The organism is Methylosinus sp. RM1 (assembly GCF_011378635.1).
In the GTDB taxonomy this organism is placed as follows: domain Bacteria; phylum Pseudomonadota; class Alphaproteobacteria; order Rhizobiales; family Beijerinckiaceae; genus Methylosinus; species Methylosinus sporium.
In genome coordinates, this window is the sequence record NZ_WOVC01000017.1 from 63,767 (window position 1) to 80,283 (window position 16,517).

At 61.7% G+C, this 16,517-nt stretch carries 11 protein-coding genes and 1 pseudogene; 2 read left to right on the forward strand and 10 right to left on the reverse strand.

Translation table 11 applies throughout. The annotated features are described in order from the left end of the window. Window positions 1-122 precede the first annotated feature (122 nt). From FMZ75_RS13180 to fes, 9 genes and pseudogenes are all read right to left on the reverse strand, one after another. Complete coding sequence (locus FMZ75_RS13180; RefSeq protein ID WP_166143394.1) at window positions 123-3,305, reverse strand: efflux RND transporter permease subunit; 3,183 nt, start codon at window positions 3,303-3,305, stop codon at window positions 123-125. Next, entirely contained in the window at window positions 3,302-6,424 is a 3,123-nt protein-coding gene (locus FMZ75_RS13185; protein ID WP_166143397.1) for an efflux RND transporter permease subunit, read from the reverse strand. Before FMZ75_RS13185 ends, FMZ75_RS13180 begins: the two co-directional genes overlap by 4 nt. Then, window positions 6,421-7,680, reverse strand: a complete 1,260-nt coding sequence (locus FMZ75_RS13190) for an efflux RND transporter periplasmic adaptor subunit (protein WP_166143399.1) — start codon at window positions 7,678-7,680, stop codon at window positions 6,421-6,423. The genes FMZ75_RS13185 and FMZ75_RS13190 overlap by 4 nt, the downstream gene beginning before the upstream one ends. 273 nt (window positions 7,681-7,953) lie before the next feature. After that, window positions 7,954-8,187: a hypothetical protein gene (locus FMZ75_RS13195; protein ID WP_166143401.1), complete on the reverse strand. Its 234-nt coding sequence runs from the start codon at window positions 8,185-8,187 to the stop codon at window positions 7,954-7,956. A 2-nt stretch (window positions 8,188-8,189) separates the two neighbouring features. Next, window positions 8,190-9,422 (reverse strand): annotated as a pseudogene (locus tag FMZ75_RS13200) (IS66 family transposase); the annotation flags it as partial. A gap of 294 nt (window positions 9,423-9,716) precedes the next feature. After that, window positions 9,717-10,013: a DNA-binding transcriptional regulator gene (locus tag FMZ75_RS13205; protein ID WP_166143403.1), complete on the reverse strand. Its 297-nt coding sequence runs from the start codon at window positions 10,011-10,013 to the stop codon at window positions 9,717-9,719. Further along, on the reverse strand, window positions 10,010-10,366 hold the full coding sequence (locus FMZ75_RS13210; protein WP_246728955.1) for a type II toxin-antitoxin system RelE/ParE family toxin: 357 nt from the start codon (window positions 10,364-10,366) through the stop codon (window positions 10,010-10,012). Before FMZ75_RS13210 ends, FMZ75_RS13205 begins: the two co-directional genes overlap by 4 nt. 174 nt (window positions 10,367-10,540) lie before the next feature. After that, complete coding sequence (locus FMZ75_RS13215) at window positions 10,541-11,017, reverse strand: hypothetical protein (RefSeq protein ID WP_166143405.1); 477 nt, start codon at window positions 11,015-11,017, stop codon at window positions 10,541-10,543. A gap of 108 nt (window positions 11,018-11,125) precedes the next feature. Next, window positions 11,126-12,802 (reverse strand): enterochelin esterase, encoded by a 1,677-nt coding sequence (fes, locus tag FMZ75_RS13220; protein ID WP_166143407.1) that lies wholly within the window; start codon window positions 12,800-12,802, stop codon window positions 11,126-11,128. 234 nt (window positions 12,803-13,036) lie between these two features. Between fes and FMZ75_RS13225 the strand changes: the two genes are divergently transcribed. Both FMZ75_RS13225 and FMZ75_RS22165 read left to right on the forward strand, forming a co-directional pair. Beyond that, window positions 13,037-13,624 (forward strand): formyltransferase family protein, encoded by a 588-nt coding sequence (locus FMZ75_RS13225; protein WP_166143409.1) that lies wholly within the window; start codon window positions 13,037-13,039, stop codon window positions 13,622-13,624. A gap of 127 nt (window positions 13,625-13,751) precedes the next feature. Further along, a complete protein-coding gene (locus tag FMZ75_RS22165; protein WP_166143411.1) occupies window positions 13,752-14,267 on the forward strand; it encodes a GNAT family N-acetyltransferase in 516 nt (171 codons plus the stop codon). Window positions 14,268-14,392: 125 nt separating this feature from the next. On the opposite strand, the gene ltrA is transcribed toward FMZ75_RS22165, so the two are convergent. Further along, on the reverse strand, window positions 14,393-15,682 hold the full coding sequence (gene ltrA, locus FMZ75_RS13235; RefSeq protein ID WP_370464717.1) for a group II intron reverse transcriptase/maturase: 1,290 nt from the start codon (window positions 15,680-15,682) through the stop codon (window positions 14,393-14,395). Between the last annotated feature and the right edge of the window lie 835 nt (window positions 15,683-16,517).

Here is a 16,517-nt window from a genome sequence, read left to right on the forward strand (position 1 = left end):
CGCGCGTTCGGCGACGATGTCGAGATCGCCGCGAGATTGAGCCTCTCCTCCGCGAGCGGGAGCATCGACGAGTCGCAAAAATTCTTTGGCTGCTCACACCGTGCGGCGGAATCGAATCGCTCTCAGGGACGTGCGCCGCCGCCTCCACCTCGCGTCGCGTCCCTCAGAGACCCGAGGCCAAATCTCAACCGATCGATGTAGAGAAACACCACTGGCGTCGTATAGAGCGTCAATATCTGGCTGACCAGCAGGCCGCCGACGATGGCGACGCCGAGCGGACGGCGCATCTCGGCGCCCTCTCCAGAGCCGAGCGCGAGCGGCAGCGCCCCGAACAGAGCGACGAGCGTCGTGATGAGAATGGGGCGGAAGCGCGTGACGCAGGCGGCGCGGATCGCTTCGTCGGAGCTCATTCCGAGCCGGCGCTCGGCGTCGAGCGCGAAATCGACGAGGATGATGGCGTTCTTCTTCACGATGCCGATGAGCAGCAACACGCCGATCATCGCGATGATGCTGAGCTCCGCGCCGCAACCGAGCAGCGCGAGAAAGGCTCCGACGCCGGCCGAGGGCAGCGTCGAGATGATGGTGAGCGGATGCAGGAAGCTCTCATAGAGCACGCCGAGGACGATATAGACCGCGGCCAGCGCGGCGGCGATCATCAGCGGCTGATTGGCGAGCGCGTCCCGATAGCCCGTTGCCGTGCCGGCGAAGACGCCCTGCAGCGTCGCCGGCGCGCCGACCTTCGTCATGGCGTCCCTGATCGCGTCCTCAGCGTCGCGAAGCGACTTGCCTTCGCCGAGATTGAAGGAGATCGTGATCGCCGCGAAATGGCCATGGTGATTCACCTGCAAAGGCGTTACGTCGTCGCCGAATCGAGCGAATGACGAGAACGGAACCATCGGCGACGCCACGACATTTATGGCGTTCGAGAGGCTCGTCGGATCGCGTGGCGAAAAGGCGCGCGTCGCCGCGCCGACGCGCCCTCCGATATAGAGCTCGTCGAGCGATTCGAGCGTCTCTCGAAATCGCGGCGCCGCCTCCATCACCACATGATACTGGTTCAGCGGCTCGTAGATCGTCGATACTTGCCTCTGTCCAAAGGCGTCGTACAGCGTATTGTCGATCGCGCTCGTGGTCACGTCGAGACGCGCCGCTTTCGCACGATCGATGACCACCTCGCGGCGCAACCCTTTGTCCTGCTGGTCTGAGCTGACGTCGAGCAGCGTTCCGCCGCGCCGCAGCTCCTCGACGATGCGCGGCGCATAGCGGCGTAGCGCGTCGAGATCATCGCAAAGCAGCGTATATTGAAACAGCGCGTTGCTCGTGCGTCCGCCCATGCGTATGTCCTGCACCGATTGCAGGAAGAGGTTCGCCCCGCTCACGCGAGCGAATTTCGGGCGCAGCCTCGCCATGATCTCGTTCGCCGTGGCTTTGCGCTCGCCGAGCGGCTTCAGAGTAACCAGCAAATCGGCCACATTGATCGCGCCGCCGGGGCCGAACCCGCCTCCGATCGTACCCGTCGCCGAGGCGACGTCGGGATCCGCCTCGATGATCGTCACGAACTTCTCGAGCTTCTCCTTCATCACCGGAAAGGACACGCTCTGGTCGGCGACGATGGCGCCGCGCATGCGCCCCGAATCCTGGATCGGGAAGAAGCCCTTCGGCACAAGATCGAAAAGATAAAAGTTGAGCGCGATGGTGGCGAGCAGAACGCCGAGAGTGACGCGCGGCCAGCGCAAGGCGATGTCCAGATTGCGCACATAGGCGCGTTGCAGCGCCGCAAAGCCGCGCTCGCTCCAGCGCGCCAGAAAAAAGCCACGCGGCCCGCACCGTTCGCGCAGCACGCACGAGCACAACATCGGCGTCGCGGTGAGGGAGAGGACGAGCGAGACGAGAATCGCCACCGACAAAGTCATGGCGAATTCGCGCATCAGCCGGCCGACGATTCCGCCCATGAACAGAATCGGCAGGAACACGGCGAGGAGCGAGAGGCTCATGGAGACGATAGTCGGCGCGACTTCGTTGGCGCCGTTCAGCGCGGCCGAGCGCGGCGGCTCGCCCGATTCGATGCGGCGGATCACATTCTCCACGACGACAATAGCGTCGTCGACGATGAATCCGGTGGCGATGGTGAGCGCCATCAGCGAGAGATTGTTCAGACTGTAGCCGAGCAGATACATCGCGCCGACGGCTCCGATCAGCGAAACCGGCACGCAGACGCTCGGCGCGATCGTCGCCCGAACGCTCTTCAGCGACAGATAGACGATGAACACGGAGAGCAGGATGGTGATGAGCAGCGTCAGCCCGATCTCGTTCAGCGAGCTGCGGATCGTCAGCGTGCGGTCCTGCACGAGACGCATCTCCACATCGGCGGGCAACGCCGCCCCGAGCGGCGTCATCAGCGCCTTCACCCGGTCGACGACATCGATGAAATTGGCGCCGGGCTGACGGAAAATCTGCACTTGCACCGCGGTGCGGCCGTTACTCATCCCGTAATTGCGTAAATCCTCCACCGAGTCGACGATTTCGGCGACGTCGCGCAGCTTCACCGCCGCGCCGTCGCGATAGGCGACGACGAGCCCCTGATAGTCGGCGGCTCTGCGGGATTGGTCGTTGGCGTAGAGCGTCAGACGCCTGTCGCCCTCGTCGATCGCGCCCTTGGGGCCGTTGAAATTGGCGGCGGCGAGCGCGGCGCGCACATCCTCGAGCGAAACCCCGTGCTCGAACAAAGAGGGCGCATCGAGCTCGACGCGGACGGCTGGAAGTGCGGAGCCGCCGACGCTCACCTGCCCCACTCCCTCGAGCTGCGCGAATTTCTGCTGCAGCACATTGGCCGCGATCTCGAACAATTGGCCCGAACTCAGCCGCTGCGAGAAGAGCGCGATGATCGCCACAGGCACTTCGGAGGGATTGGAGGTCCGAAACGTCGGATTGTTGCGCAATGCGGCCGGCAAGTCCGCGCGTGCGGCGGCGATCGCCGCCTGTATGTCGCGCTGGGCGCCGTCGATATTGCGGTCGAGGTCGAATTGCAGCGAGATGCGCGTCGAGCCGAGCGAACTCGACGAAGTCATTTCGGTGACGCCGGCGATCTGTCCGAGACGCCGCTCGAGCGGCGTCGCCACGGAGGCAGCCATCGTTTCCGGACTGCCGCCCGGCATCGTGGCGGAAATCGAGATCACCGGAAAGTCGATACTCGGGACCGTCGCCTTGGGCAGCAGAACGAGAGCGGACAGGCCGGCGAGCACCGCGCCCAACATCAAGAGACTCGTCGCGACGGGCCGGGAGATCGCTTTCGCGGCGACGCTCATGTCGCCTCGCGCGCTCGCGCCAGCGACGCCGTCCGACGATGCAAGGATTTCGCCCAGCCGTCGAAGGCGAGATAGATCACCGGCGTCGTGTAGAGCGTGAGAATCTGGCTGAAGATCAGCCCGCCGATGATCGACGCGCCGAGCGGCTGGCGTAGCTCCGCGCCTTCCCCGGATCCCAGCATCAGTGGCAGGGCGCCGAGCATGGCGGCGAGCGTCGTCATCAGAATCGGCCGAAACCGTAAGATGCAGGCCCGATAGATCGCCTCGCGCGGCGCGAGACCGTCGTCGCGCTCCGCCTGCAAGGCGAAGTCGATCATCATGATGGCGTTCTTCTTGACGATGCCTATGAGCAGAATGACGCCGATGACTCCGATGACGCCAAAATCCTCGCCGGCGAGCATCAGGGCGATCAGCGCGCCGATGGCCGCCGATGGCAAGGTGGAGAGAATCGTCACCGGATGAATGTAGCTCTCGTAGAGCACGCCGAGGACGATATAGACCGTGACGATCGCCGCGAGGATCAGCAGCAGCGTGCTGACCGACGAGGCGTTGAACGCCTGCGTCGCGCCCTGAAACACCGTGATCACGCTCGCCGGCGTCCGCAGCTCGACCTGCGCTGCGACGAGCGCCTCCATCGCGGAGCCGAGCGAATGGCCGGCCGCGAGATTGAAGGAGATGGTCGTCGCGGGAAATTGCGCGAGATGGTCGATCGAGAGCGGCGCGGCGATCTCGCTGATTTTCACGATCGAGGCGAGCGGCGTCTCCTTGCCGCCGTTCGCGGGAATGCGCAGGCCGCCGAGCGTCTCGACGCCGGACCCGCCGCGCTTGGCGATTTCCAGAATGACGCGATATTGGTTGGTCTGCGTGAACAGCGTCGAAACTATCCTCTGACCGAAGGCGTCGTAGAGGATATTGTCGATCGTCGAAACGGAAATGCCGTAGCGCGCCGCGGCGTCTCTGTCGATTTCGACGAAGAGGGCGCGGCCGCCGTCCTGTGCGCTGCTCGACACGTCGCGAAATTGCGGCAGCGCCGACAATTTGTCGACGAGACGGCGCGAATAGTCCGCGAGTTCGGCGGGATTGGCGTCCTGCAGAGCGAAATGATACTCGCCGCGTGAGACGCCGGCATCGATCGAGAGATCTTGCGAGGGCTGCAGGAACAACGCCCCCGTGGCGCGCGCCCGCGCGGCATCCTGCAACCGGCGCGTCACCACGGAGATCGGCTCGGCGCGCTGCGACTTCGGTTTCAGCTTGATGAGCAGCCGTCCGCTGTCGAGCGTGCGATTGACGCCGTCGACGCCGAGAAATGAAGATACGCTCTCCACGGCCGGATCGGCGAGAAGCAGCTCGACGAGATCCAGCTGCTTTTTCGTCATCGCCTCGTAGTTCAGCGATTGTCCTCCTTCGAAGAAACCCTGCACGAGCCCCGTGTCCTGTACGGGGAAGAAGCCCTTGCCGATGGCGGCGTAGAGCGCGCCGGTCAGCGCCAGCGTCGCGACGAAGCTCGCCAGCGTCTCGCGCGGATGCGCGAGGACGATGCGCAGCGTCTCGCCATAGGCGTCGATCAGCCGGTGGAACCAGTCGTTCGTTCCTTCGTCCTGTTGCGAGTGCTTCTCATGCGTATGAGCGTCCTGCCGGCGCAGCAGCTTGGCGCTGAGCATCGGGGCGAGGGTCAACGAGACGACGGCCGAGATGACGATGGTGACGGCGAGCGTCACGGCGAATTCGCGGAACAGCCGTCCGACCACATCGCCCATGAACAGCAGCGGAATGAGCACGGCGATGAGCGAAATCGTCAAAGACACGATAGTGAAGCCGATCTCGCGGGCGCCGGTCAGCGCAGCCTGAAGCGGCGTGTCGCCGCGCTCGATGTAGCGGGAGATGTTCTCGATCATCACGATGGCGTCGTCGACGACGAAGCCGGTGGCGATGGTGAGCGCCATCAGCGTGAGATTGTTGAGGCTATATCCGAGCAGATAGATCGCCGCAAGCGCGCCTATGAGCGAGAGGGGCACGGCCACGCTCGGAATGAGCGTCGCGCGCGGGCTGCGCAGGAACAAAAAGATCACCGCCACGACGAGGCCGACGGAAAAGATGAGCTCCATCTCGACGTCGTGGATCGAGGCGCGGATCGCCGTCGTGCGATCCGTGAGCACGGTCACATCCATTGAGGCCGGCAGCGAAGCGGCGAGCGCCGGCAGCAGCGCCTTGATCTGATCGACGACGGCGATGACATTGGCGCCGGGCTGGCGCTGCACATTCACGATGATCGCCGGCTCGAGATCGGTCCAGGCGCCGAGCTCGCTATTTTCCGAGCCGTCGGCCACTTCCGCGACGTCGCGGAGCCTTACCGGGCCGCCGGGGCGGGAGGCGACGACGAGGCCCTCGTAGTCCTTGGCGTCGCGGATCTGGTCGTTGGCGTCGATGGCGAATTGCTGCGCCCGCCCGTCGATATTGCCCTTGGGAAGATTGACGTTGGCGTTCGAGATGACGGCGCGCAGATCTTCGAGCGAGAGAGAATGCGCCGCGAGTTTCGCCGGATTGGCGCGCACCACCACCGCAGGTCGGTTGCCGCCTGCGACGCTGACGAGCCCGACGCCCGAGAGCTGCGATATCTTCTGCGCGACGCGACTGTCGGCGAGATCCTGAACCTGCGTCAGGGCGAGCGTCTTCGAGCGCAGCGCGAGCGTGAGCACCGGCGCGTCCGCGGGATTGATCTTGGCGTAGATCGGCGGCGCCGGCAGGTCGTTCGGCAGGAAGCTCAAAGCGGCGTTGATCGCCGCCTGCACCTGCTGCTCTGCGAAGTCGAGCGTGAGCTTCAAGCTGAACTGCAAGGTGATGATCGACGCGCCGCCGGAGCTGGCGGAGGCGATCTGCGTCAGTCCCGGCATCTGCCCGAGTTGGCGTTCGAGCGGGGCGGTGATCGTCGCCGCCATCACCTCCGGGCTGGCTCCGGGGTAGAAGGTGCGCACCTCGATCGTCGGATAGTCGATCTGCGGCAGCGCCGACACGGGCAGCAGGCGGAAGCCGATGGCCCCCGCGAGAAAAATCGCCGCCATCAGCAATGTCGTGGCGACCGGCCGCTCGATGAAGGGACGCGAAATGTCGACAGCGCTCATCGCGCGACGGCTTTTTCTTGCGGACGGCGTCCATCGGCGGGCGCCCCATTTTTCTCGCTTCCCGGACCTCGCGCGACGATGACCCTGGCGCCGTCGCGCAATCGGTCGACGCCTTCCACCACGACGCGCTGGCCGGGCCGGAGGCCTTCCTCGATCACCGCGCGCTCGCTATCGCCGGGTCCGAGCCGAACCGGCCGGACGGCGACCTTGTCCTCGCCGTCGAACAGATAGACAAAGGGCCCTCTGGCTCCGCGTTGGATCGCAGCGGCCGGGACGAGAACGACACTCTTCAGCGTCTCCACTGTCAGCTCGGCGTTGACGAATTGATTGGGATAGAGCGTCTCGTCGTCGTTGGCGAATTCGGCGCGCAGCTTCACCGTGCCGGAGGAGGCGTCGATCTGATTGTCGATCGCATAGAGAACGCCGCGCGCGAGCTCGCCGGAATGTTCGTGATTGAAGGCCGCGACGAAGAGCTTCTCTCCGGATCGGAAGCGCCGGAGCACGCTCTGCAGCTTCACTTCCGGCAGAGTGAATATCACCGTGATCGGCGTCAGCCGCGTCACAACGGCGATGCCGCTCGCGTCATTGGTCTGCACGATATTGCCGGGATCGACGAGCCGCAGGCCGATGCGGCCGTCGATCGGCGCAGCGATATGCGTGTAGCTCAAATTCAATTTCGCCTGTCCGACGAGGGCGCGATCCAATTCGACTGTGGCGCGATATTGGCCGATGAGCGAACGCTGCGTGTCGAGCTGCTGTCCCGAGACGCTGTCTTTGAGCCTCGTCCGCAGGGATTCGTAGCGGGCGAGGTCGCGTTCGGCGTTTTGCAGCAGCGATTCGTCCTTCTGGAGCTGGGCTTCCGCCTGGGCGACGGCGAGCTCGAAGGGACGCGGATCGATCCGGGCGAGGCGGTCGCCGGCCTTGACCATCTGTCCTTCGACATAGCTCACCTGCGTCAGCGGCCCGGAGACCTGCGGCTTCACGATCGAGGTCGCTGCGGCGGTCACTGTGCCGAGGCCCGAGAACACGACCGGGAAATCGCCGCTCGTCACCTCGGCGGCGGCGACGGCGATCGTCGGCCCTTTCCCGCCGGCTCCCGGCGGCGACGGCGCGTCGCTCGGGTAGAAACGCCAGGCGGCGAGCGTTGCCGCGCCGAGGAGGGCGGCGACGATCCATCTCGCATTTCGACGCGCCAGGAGGCGCCTCGCGGCCTCGATGGGGGAAGGGGGCGCAGCCTCGGTGATATCGGAACTCATTCAGCCGCGCTCCGCGTAAATTGCTTTCAGACATAGGCGCGCAGCTCGCGCCGTCGAAAGGCCAGCGTCGGACCGGCGGCATCACTGCGCCGGCCCCTCTTCAGTCGACAAAAATATACTATAACGATAGGAATAATCAATATAGCCTGAGAATGAATCAGAGCTCCGAACTCAGGTTAACAAATTCGTGGCGACGCCCATTTCTCGATCACTGCAACCCCGCCATGCTCCAATCACAAGTAAGCATTCGCCGTGGGCCGCAGGACCGTCGCGTCAGCGCTCTTGAGGCGACTTCATCTCTTTGTGGATTTTGATGAGCTCGACGAGGTTTTCGATGCCGAAGTCGGTGAAGGCCAGGATCTCGAGGTCGCCGAGGCCATAGACCCAGATCACGCCATCCTCGGGCTCCATTTCATTGGCGACGTCATGGAGGAAGTCGACGCTTTCGCCGAGCTGCGCAGCGATACGATCGATGGTCGTGACGTGAGAGACCTTGTTGACGTGCATGGTCAGGCCGCCAGCGCCGGCGCAGCTTTATCCTTCTGGCGCCAGTTCCACGGCAGCAATTCATCGAGCCGATGCGCCGGATGCGCGGCGATGCGCGCGAGGACGTCGGCGAGCCAGGCCTGCGGATCGACGCCGTTCATCTTCGCTGTGACGATGAGCCCATACATAGCGGCGGCGCGCTCGCCTCCACGGTCAGACCCGCAGAACAGCCATGATTTTCGTCCCAGAGCAATTCCCCGCAGTCCACGCTCGGCTGCATTGTTCGAGACGCAAACGCGCCCGTCGTCGAGGAACAGCGTGAAGGCCGGCCATCGCTTCAGCATATATTGCATCGCTTTGGCAAGATCATGTCCACGCGAGAGCTTGGCGACCTGTTCGCGCATATAGCTCTCGAGCGCGTCGACGAGAGGTCGGCTCGACGCTCGGCGAACGGCGAGGCGTTCTTGCGCGCTCTTGCCGTTGATCGACCTCTCGATCTCGAACAGCGCATCGATGCGGCGCACGATCTCTATCGCGATCGGCGACAAAGGAATCTCCTTTTTCCCCGCCGCCTTGCGACGGGCGTTCGCATCGATGTCGGCCATGACGAAGAACGGGCGCCGCGCGTGCGCCCAACACGCCGCCTCGAGGATCGGGCCAGGCTTGCGCTCCGCTGCATACAGCTTGTTGTAGCCGTCATAGGCGTCCGCTTGCAGAATGCCGGAGTAGTTCGCCAAATGGGTCTGCGGATGTTCGCCTTTGCGATCACGCGAGTAATAGAAAATCGCAGCGGGCGGTCCGGCGCCGCCGAAGGGCGCGTCGTCGCGCACATAGACCCAGCAGCGGCCGGTGTCGGTTTTGCCCTTCGCGAGCACGGGCACGATCGTATCGTCGCCATGCAGGCGCTCGGCGGAAAGAACATGCTCTTCTATGAGAAGCCGCAGAGGCTCGAGCGCCGCGCAAATGGAGCCGATCGCATCGGCCATGGTCGACAAAGCGATCGGCGCGCCTTCGAGCGCATAACGATCCGCCTGACGGTTCAGCGGCTGATGCTGGCCGAACTTCTCGAAAGCGATCATCGCCAAAAGGCTCGGCCCCGCCCAGCCGCGCGGAACGACATGGAACGGCGCCGGCGGCTGCGTGATCTTCTCACAGTCGCGGCAGGAGAACTTCTCCCGCACGGTCTCGATCACTTTCCACTGACGCGGCGTCGTTTCCAATGTCTGCGTCACATCCTCGCCGAGCTTGCGCAGGCGTCCGATCAGCCGCGCGATGGTGAGCGCCACCTGATCCAACTGTCGCCGTGTCTCCCGGTTCGGTTCACCCCGTTTACCGTCCGGGCCTCGATTGTCGTTGGCCGGTATGAGGTCGCCCGGCTCGGATTCCGTGTCATCCGCCATGCCGTCGCTCGCTTTCTTTCCGAAATCAAACGGGCATGAAGCAGCGGCAAGTCGAGGATGAGAAGACCGAAAATCCCTTCGTCGTACGGTGGCGCAAAAATACTCGCGAACGGCGATTCTGGCGTAGGCGTCCAAAACACTCTACACGCATCACACGGCCCGCAAAGCCTTCTGGACGGCCTTGGGCGCGCGCTCGATCACCAGAAGATAGGCTCTGGTCGGTCCTTCCGGCTGTCGCGAGCCTTGTTCCCAATGACGCAGCGTGTTGACGCTGAACCCGAACCGGCCCGCGAACTCTTCCTGCGTCATGTCCAGGCGTGTGCGGATCGCCTTTACGTCGATCTTCTCCGGCACATGGACGCGATAGGCGCTCTCGTCCGCCCTGCCCTCGACATAGGTCACCGCTTCCTCGAGCCCGCGCCGGATGCTGTCGGCAACCTTGCTCATGGCGTTCTCCTCTTGAATGCCTCGATCAGCAGCGTCGTAAGCTGCCGGAAGTCATTGCGGTCCTGCTGGCTCAAATCGGCCCGCTCATTCTTGGCGAAGGCGGTCAGCGCGAAGAGCGGCATGCCGGCGTCGCGGTGGAAATAGATCACCCGCGCCCCGCCTCGCTTGCCGCGGCCTTCCAATCCCCAGCGCAGCTTCCGCACGCCGCCCGTTCCGGGGATCAGATCGCCAGCCGTCGGATTGTAGGCGAGATAATCCACGAGAAGCGCCCGTTCCTCGTCACTCATGAGCTTGCGGGTCGCCGACAGAAACTCCGGCGTTTCGACGACGCTGATCGGAGCCGTTCGAGCCATGAAGGATGCTACTCCAATGAGTCAGTCAAAGCAACTGGAAAATATGATCCAATGAGTCAGACGTGCGCCGCCGAATGTTGGGGTGGGTCAGTTTGAATTCGGCTATGCGCCATATGCAGACTTTCGCGCGAGATTCGTCGTAGCGATACGATATAGGCTCGGCTTCGTTCCGGTTCAGATCGGCAGCAAATCCGCGCAGCCTGGGTCTGGATCTTCGTCCGATTTCATCGAAACAGTGATGAAGCGTTTCCAGCGTCTTGCGCGGTTCCCATACCGATAAAATGAAGCGCCTTTCTGCACAGAAATCACGCGGAGCCCAGTCACAGCGCGCTGCAAATATTCATATATCTTGTGTGTTAGATACCAGATTGATTGTGCACGGCCTTGCGCAGCAAGCAAGGATACGGCTGCGAACGCCTCAAAATAAACCATGAGATCTAAAGCATATAATATAGCCAGATCAATAGGAAGAGTATATATGAATGCGAATGTCAAAATTACGACAGCGACGATACGAAGCGCTTTACGAAGTGTAATTCGACGGACGAAGTCCGTAATAGTTGCTCCAGGTTCATCACGAATATTTTTATTCAGCACTATGGCGAGGATGAAAATCATCGCTATTCCGATCGGCGCCAAGACATGCATCATTACCTCTCCGACTTGCGCGAGAATCGCTCACGAGCCCCTTGTTGGCCGATCTTTTGGACGGCGTGGGACGATCGCGATGAACCTAAGAAAAACCTCCATGTCGGAGCCTCATCGTTTCGCGCTCTGTGTCACGCCAGTCAGCATCATCAATCCGTCGGCGAGGGTTCCTCGCCAATTCAGATAGTCATGACCACTCGCGAATTCCTTGTAATGAACTTCATAGCCCTTCGCGAGGAGAACGTCGCGCATCTGCCGAGACGGCTCGAGGATGCCGCCGCCGCTCCCCGAAAAATCGACTTCGAACAGTCCGGCGTCCATGTAGAACCGAATAGGCAGCTTGGAGCTCGCGATGAATTGCTTGGCCAGCCAATTCGTCTCGGTGAGAGGGTCTCCGCCATATCTATGGTCCGGAGCCCACCAGAACGAACCTGATTGGCAAAGGACGTTGCCGAAAATTTCCGGATGGCGAAGCGCGGCATAAGTCGCGGCTATGCCGCCGAAGCTCGACCCGGCGACGACGGTCCGGCTCGGCTCGGCAGTGACGCGGTAACGGGTATGGACCCAGGGGATCAACTCATTCGCGAGAAAGTCAGCGAAGGTCGGATTCGGCGCCAGTTCCTTCACCCGTGTTTCCTGGTTCGGATTGGCGATCAGGACAGCGACCATCGGCCGAATCGACCCGGACGCAATGAGATTATCGAGGATCGTGGGAGTCGGAACACGGTCGATGTAGGCGTTTTCGTCGAAAAGGACGAGAAGATCGAAAGGCCCCCCGCCTTTCTGATAGCCGGCTGGCGTATAGACCGTGATCTTGCGTTCGTTCCCGAGCAAATCGCTCTTGAAGGGCATGTGCTCGACCTTCCCTTCGGGGACTCCGGGCCTCTTCAAAATCCAGGGCTGCGAAGGCGCCCCCGGCAGTTCCGCCATGCTCGAATATTCATGAATCCCCGCCCCAGGCGCATAGTTCCAGCTCTTCTTCGGATTGAGCGGGTCCGCCTGCTGGGTGGCCGCGCGCTCGGCGGCGCGCGGCCCTTCGAGAACCAGAGGATCGTTGATGGAAAGCGTGTAAGCGAAGCGTGCGCCAGCGGGAAGTTTCAGCGTCAGACGCCACACGTCCGTGTCGGGAATGTGATCCATCAGATAATCGGTTATCGGCCGATCGGATGGGCCGATAACCACGACGTTTTGCGTGGTCGAATCGCCACGCCACAAGAATGTCGCCAACTGATGGGCTTCGTCGTCGGCGATCGGCGTGACGAGAGGCGTTCCAACCTCCGCAACATGTCGCCAGAATCGTTCAGTCGCGCCCGGCGAAGGAAGCTCGCGCTGAAGCGCTGCGATTTCTGGAACGGCGTAGGGTGTTCGGCCTGTCCCGAGCCTCATCCGTTCAGAAAGCGGCAAGACCCGGTCTATTCGTAAACCGAAGGTTCCGGCTTTTTCACCTGCGCGACCAGAATTGACTTCTGTTCTCAATTGAATGGTATGGGGTCCATCGGCGTCGGCGACGAAGGCGAATTTGCGCTTCGCGCCGTCCATATTGAATTTTCTCGAACGTGAGCCATTCGGCGCGAGAACCAAGATTTGGCCGGAGGAGCCGTGTTCTTCGAGCGTCGCCTCAACGTAATCGCCCGCGTGGAGCGCCAGCGCGTAGCTCTGCGCCGTTCCGAACGCGAGCGTCCCTTCCACAGGCTCGCCAACCCTGAGCGCGCTCGCTGTTGCCGCTGCCGCGAAACATTCGAACGGAAAAAATACGAAAGGAACGAGCCTTACAAGAAGCGCTATCATGGCAATCTCCCGATAAATCTATACTATATATAGGTTTTGTATTCAATCGCCTTTCCCCGAGATCGGCTCTTTCTTTGGCGACGAAATGACCGGAGACGGTGCCTTAGCGAGCGACCGGTTCGGGTGACAGTTCCTCCTTCGCCATCGGGAAAGGGGGAACCCGCGCCAGGAGCGGTCATTCCCCGACACGCTTCGAGACTTGCGTCCCTCAGAGGACCATGCTGAAATTACCTGATGCTACGTCTAGGCTTTCTGGCATCGAACAATGGCACCGCCATGCGCGCGGTCATTCAAGACATCACTCTCGGTCGACTCGACGCGCAAGCCGTCCTGGTCGTGAGCAACAAGGATTCAGCCCAAGCTATCTCATTTGCCCGAGAAGCCGGGGTTCCGACATGTGTAATACCGACAGTCCGCGACCCAGCTGGCGCAGACCTGCTACTGTGCGAGGCGTTGCTTGCCTCCGGCACGAACCTCGTCATCCTCTCAGGGTACCTGCGGAAGCTCGGACCTATGACGCTTCGAGCATTCGAAAACCGCATCCTGAACACGCACCCTGCGCTCCTGCCCGCCTTCGGAGGAAGCGGAATGTATGGCCGCAAGGTGCATGAAGCCGTGCTCACATCCGGCGCGCAAGAGACAGGCGCAACGATTCATCTGGTGGATGGCGATTACGATCACGGGTCCATTATCGCTCAGGAACGCTTTCCGATACCTGCGGGCATCGAAGCTCGAGGTCTCGAAAGTCTTGTCATGGAGGTCGAGTGCTCGCTGATGCTCAGCACCCTTGGAAGAATTGCGAGCGGCGCCATTCCGTTGTGATGAGAAAGGTCCGACGGTGAGCTCGCGCATGAGCGGGTATTTTCGAAACACACGATCCGCTGCGCTATAACATATGATTTTGAAATTTAGGTCCCTACAGGCAGATTGAAACGTCCGCTGCACGACAATGACACTCATCTTTGCCCCAATCACAACGCCTCGACTCTTTTTGCGACCTCTTCGTCGGTGTGATCTGTCCGCGGTATTCCGCATTCTTTCCTGCCCAATAACAACGAAAGATGTCTCATGGCGGCAGCACGGGCTCGAGGATACCGAGCGATGGCTTCAACGTCGCATCGAGGACGAAGCCAGATACTGTTTCTGCATGCTTGCAATGGAACTGGATAATCGCGAGGTCGTGGGGCTTTGCGGCTTTTTCATCGGGACTGATGAAAGCCTTGAGCTTGGGTACGTGGTCCACTATCTGTACCAAAGCCAAGGGCTGGCGTCCGAGGCAGCCTCCGCGGTGATGATGGTTGCTAAAGATGCTGGGAGGAGTGTTTTCGCTACGATCCGGCGTAACAACTATGCTTCTATAAAGGTTTGCGAAAAAGTGGGACTGCGAAGGACGCATGAGGTAGTTCCTAAGCGACCAGAACTTCTCATGTTCCGGTGGCCGCCACCGGGGGGAAGTTCAAAATGACACCTCCCGTCGCCGTGCCGGTGTAGAGTTTGTTGTGCGCTTTGAAGCTCTGCCCTCCTGGACGAATGGTCGCGGTAGGGACGAGGATTTCTCCCCGCCCCCCGCACAGATCCCGGCGTGCGCTGCTAACGCACCGGGCTCCTCCCTTGGGTTTTGGCGTCGAAACGGTGACATGGCAATGGGTGTAGCCTTCTGATTGGCGGAAAGAAGCGGTCGATGAGCCGGATGAACTTCTCCCACGAGAGTCGCGCGGTCTGGCTGCGCCGTCTCAACGACGCAAGCCAAAGGCGCTTCGCCTTGTTGAAGAACCACCAGAGGCTCGGGTCGTTGCCCGAGACCGCGAAGTAGTTCAGATGCCCTTGCAACATCTGTTTCATCCAACCGCCGGTTTTTGCGATGGGGTCGCGCATTTTCTTGCGCAACTCTATCTTGATGGCCAACAGCTTGGCTCTCATGCGCTTCTTGATCGTTTTGCGTCCGATGACGAAGGAGCCCCATTTGCGCGATCGCGTGCAGAAGTGGGTGAAGCCGAGGAAGTCGAAAGTTTCGGGCTTCCCCTCTCCGAGCTTTGCACGTTGTCTGGCCGCGTAACGGCCAAAGCGGATCAGCCGGGTTTTGTCTGGATGCAACGCCAATTCGAACTCGCGCATTCTTTCCTTGAGCTCGTCAAGGAACGCCCGCGCCTCGTGCTCATATTGAAAGCCGATAATGGTGTCGTCCGCATAGCGCACGACGATCACATCGCCAGACGCCTTGGTGCGACGCCAGCGATGGACCCATTGATCGAACACGTAGTGCAGGTAGATATTCGCCAAGATTGGTGAGATCACCGCCCCCTGCGGAGCACCACACACACCACGAGTTCTGCGTCCATCTTCGACAGTGCCGATCTTGAGCCACTTTACAATGAGGCGCAGGATGCGCTTGTCCGCGATGCGGTGCTCGAGGAAACGGATAATCCAAGAATGGGCCATGGCATCGAAAAAGGCCCGGATATCCGCATCGATCACCCAGTTCACGCGCTTCCTGAGGATGCCGACGTGAAGCGCGTCCAGCGCGTCGTGCTGGCCTCGCTCCGGTCGGAATCCATAGGAGAACCCAAGAAAATCCTCCTCGTAGATCGCTTCGAGGACCGACGCGACCGCGTGCTGGACGATTTTGTCCTCCAAGCACAGAATGCTCAAGGGCCGTTTGGAGCCATCCGCCTTCGGAATGTAAGTTCGTCTAGCTGGCCGCGCTCTGTAACTGCCCCGATGCACCCGAGCGTGCAGGTCTCTCAGCCTCTCTTCGAGGTTCTCTCCGTAGGTCCGCCACGTCACGCCGTCGATTCCTGGCGCTGAGTTCCGTTCAAGCGAATGGTAGCTCTGCTCCAGAAGATCAGCGGTGATGTGATGCAGCAACGCTGTGAACCGCACACTCTTGCTCTGTCGCGCCGCTCGGCGCACGGCGATGAGCCCGTCCGACGCAGTGTCCCGGCACAGTGTCCGGACCGCGGTCGTCTCATCGCCGTTCCCCTTGGGCGAGGTCCTTCCCTCCACAGTCTCCGCCGAGGGCAGGCCCTCATTGTTCGACCGCTTCCCAGGTACTATGACCCCGTCCGAATTCTCATTCGCGTGCATGCTCATCGTTCGGCTGCTGCCTCCAAGAACCGGCCCGGCTTGCCTGGCCGGGCGCGAATGAGACTTCCCAGGTTCCGTGCAAAGAACGTCTCCACGTGCTCAAGGTCTACGACTGCGCGAGGCCCCTTCCATGCAAGCCAATTCGCCATGGAAAGATGTTGCCTTCTCTTCAGCAGAATGAGATCGGCGCCTCGGAATTCGACCCGTTTCGCAGCTCAATACTTGGCCCGTGGTCTCCCCTGTGAACGCTTCACGTCGTCCCTCACGAGACGCCGCGCATCACTCGGGGCCGGGGCGGTTGGCTAGCCTTACCCCGTGAAGGACTTCCACCTCCTATTCTTTGCCAGCTTGCCTGGCGCACACCGCAATGGGTCAAAGTTCCTCGTTCGCGGTCCCGAACGGCCATGGGCGCCATGAGCGGACATTCCAGACGGACAGACAGGACGGTTCTCGTGTCTCTCACCTGTCGTCAATCGACATGGAGCCCGACTCAGATCGCCTTCATGGCTGAGCCGAATGTAGGTCGTGCCCCCACCGGTGGTGTAGCAGCTCGGGAGCAAGCCGCTTGCGACGCGCGCTTTTCATAGCGCCGTAGCGAGCGAGCGGCTTGCGGCGGCCACCGGCGATTCTC

Bases quoted from the DNA above. Each gene is read 5' to 3' on its own strand.
- FMZ75_RS13180 (WP_166143394.1), bottom strand. From the start codon at position 3,305: ATGAGCGTCGCCGCGAAAGCGATCTCCCGGCCCGTCGCGACGAGTCTC.
- FMZ75_RS13185 (WP_166143397.1), bottom strand. From the start codon at position 6,424: ATGAGCGCTGTCGACATTTCGCGTCCCTTCATCGAGCGGCCGGTCGCC.
- FMZ75_RS13190 (WP_166143399.1), bottom strand. From the start codon at position 7,680: ATGAGTTCCGATATCACCGAGGCTGCGCCCCCTTCCCCCATCGAGGCC.
- FMZ75_RS13195 (WP_166143401.1), bottom strand. From the start codon at position 8,187: ATGCACGTCAACAAGGTCTCTCACGTCACGACCATCGATCGTATCGCT.
- FMZ75_RS13205 (WP_166143403.1), bottom strand. From the start codon at position 10,013: ATGAGCAAGGTTGCCGACAGCATCCGGCGCGGGCTCGAGGAAGCGGTG.
- FMZ75_RS13210 (WP_246728955.1), bottom strand. From the start codon at position 10,366: ATGGCTCGAACGGCTCCGATCAGCGTCGTCGAAACGCCGGAGTTTCTG.
- FMZ75_RS13215 (WP_166143405.1), bottom strand. From the start codon at position 11,017: ATGATGCATGTCTTGGCGCCGATCGGAATAGCGATGATTTTCATCCTC.
- fes (WP_166143407.1), bottom strand. From the start codon at position 12,802: ATGATAGCGCTTCTTGTAAGGCTCGTTCCTTTCGTATTTTTTCCGTTC.
- FMZ75_RS13225 (WP_166143409.1), top strand. From the start codon at position 13,037: ATGCTACGTCTAGGCTTTCTGGCATCGAACAATGGCACCGCCATGCGC.
- FMZ75_RS22165 (WP_166143411.1), top strand. From the start codon at position 13,752: ATGACACTCATCTTTGCCCCAATCACAACGCCTCGACTCTTTTTGCGA.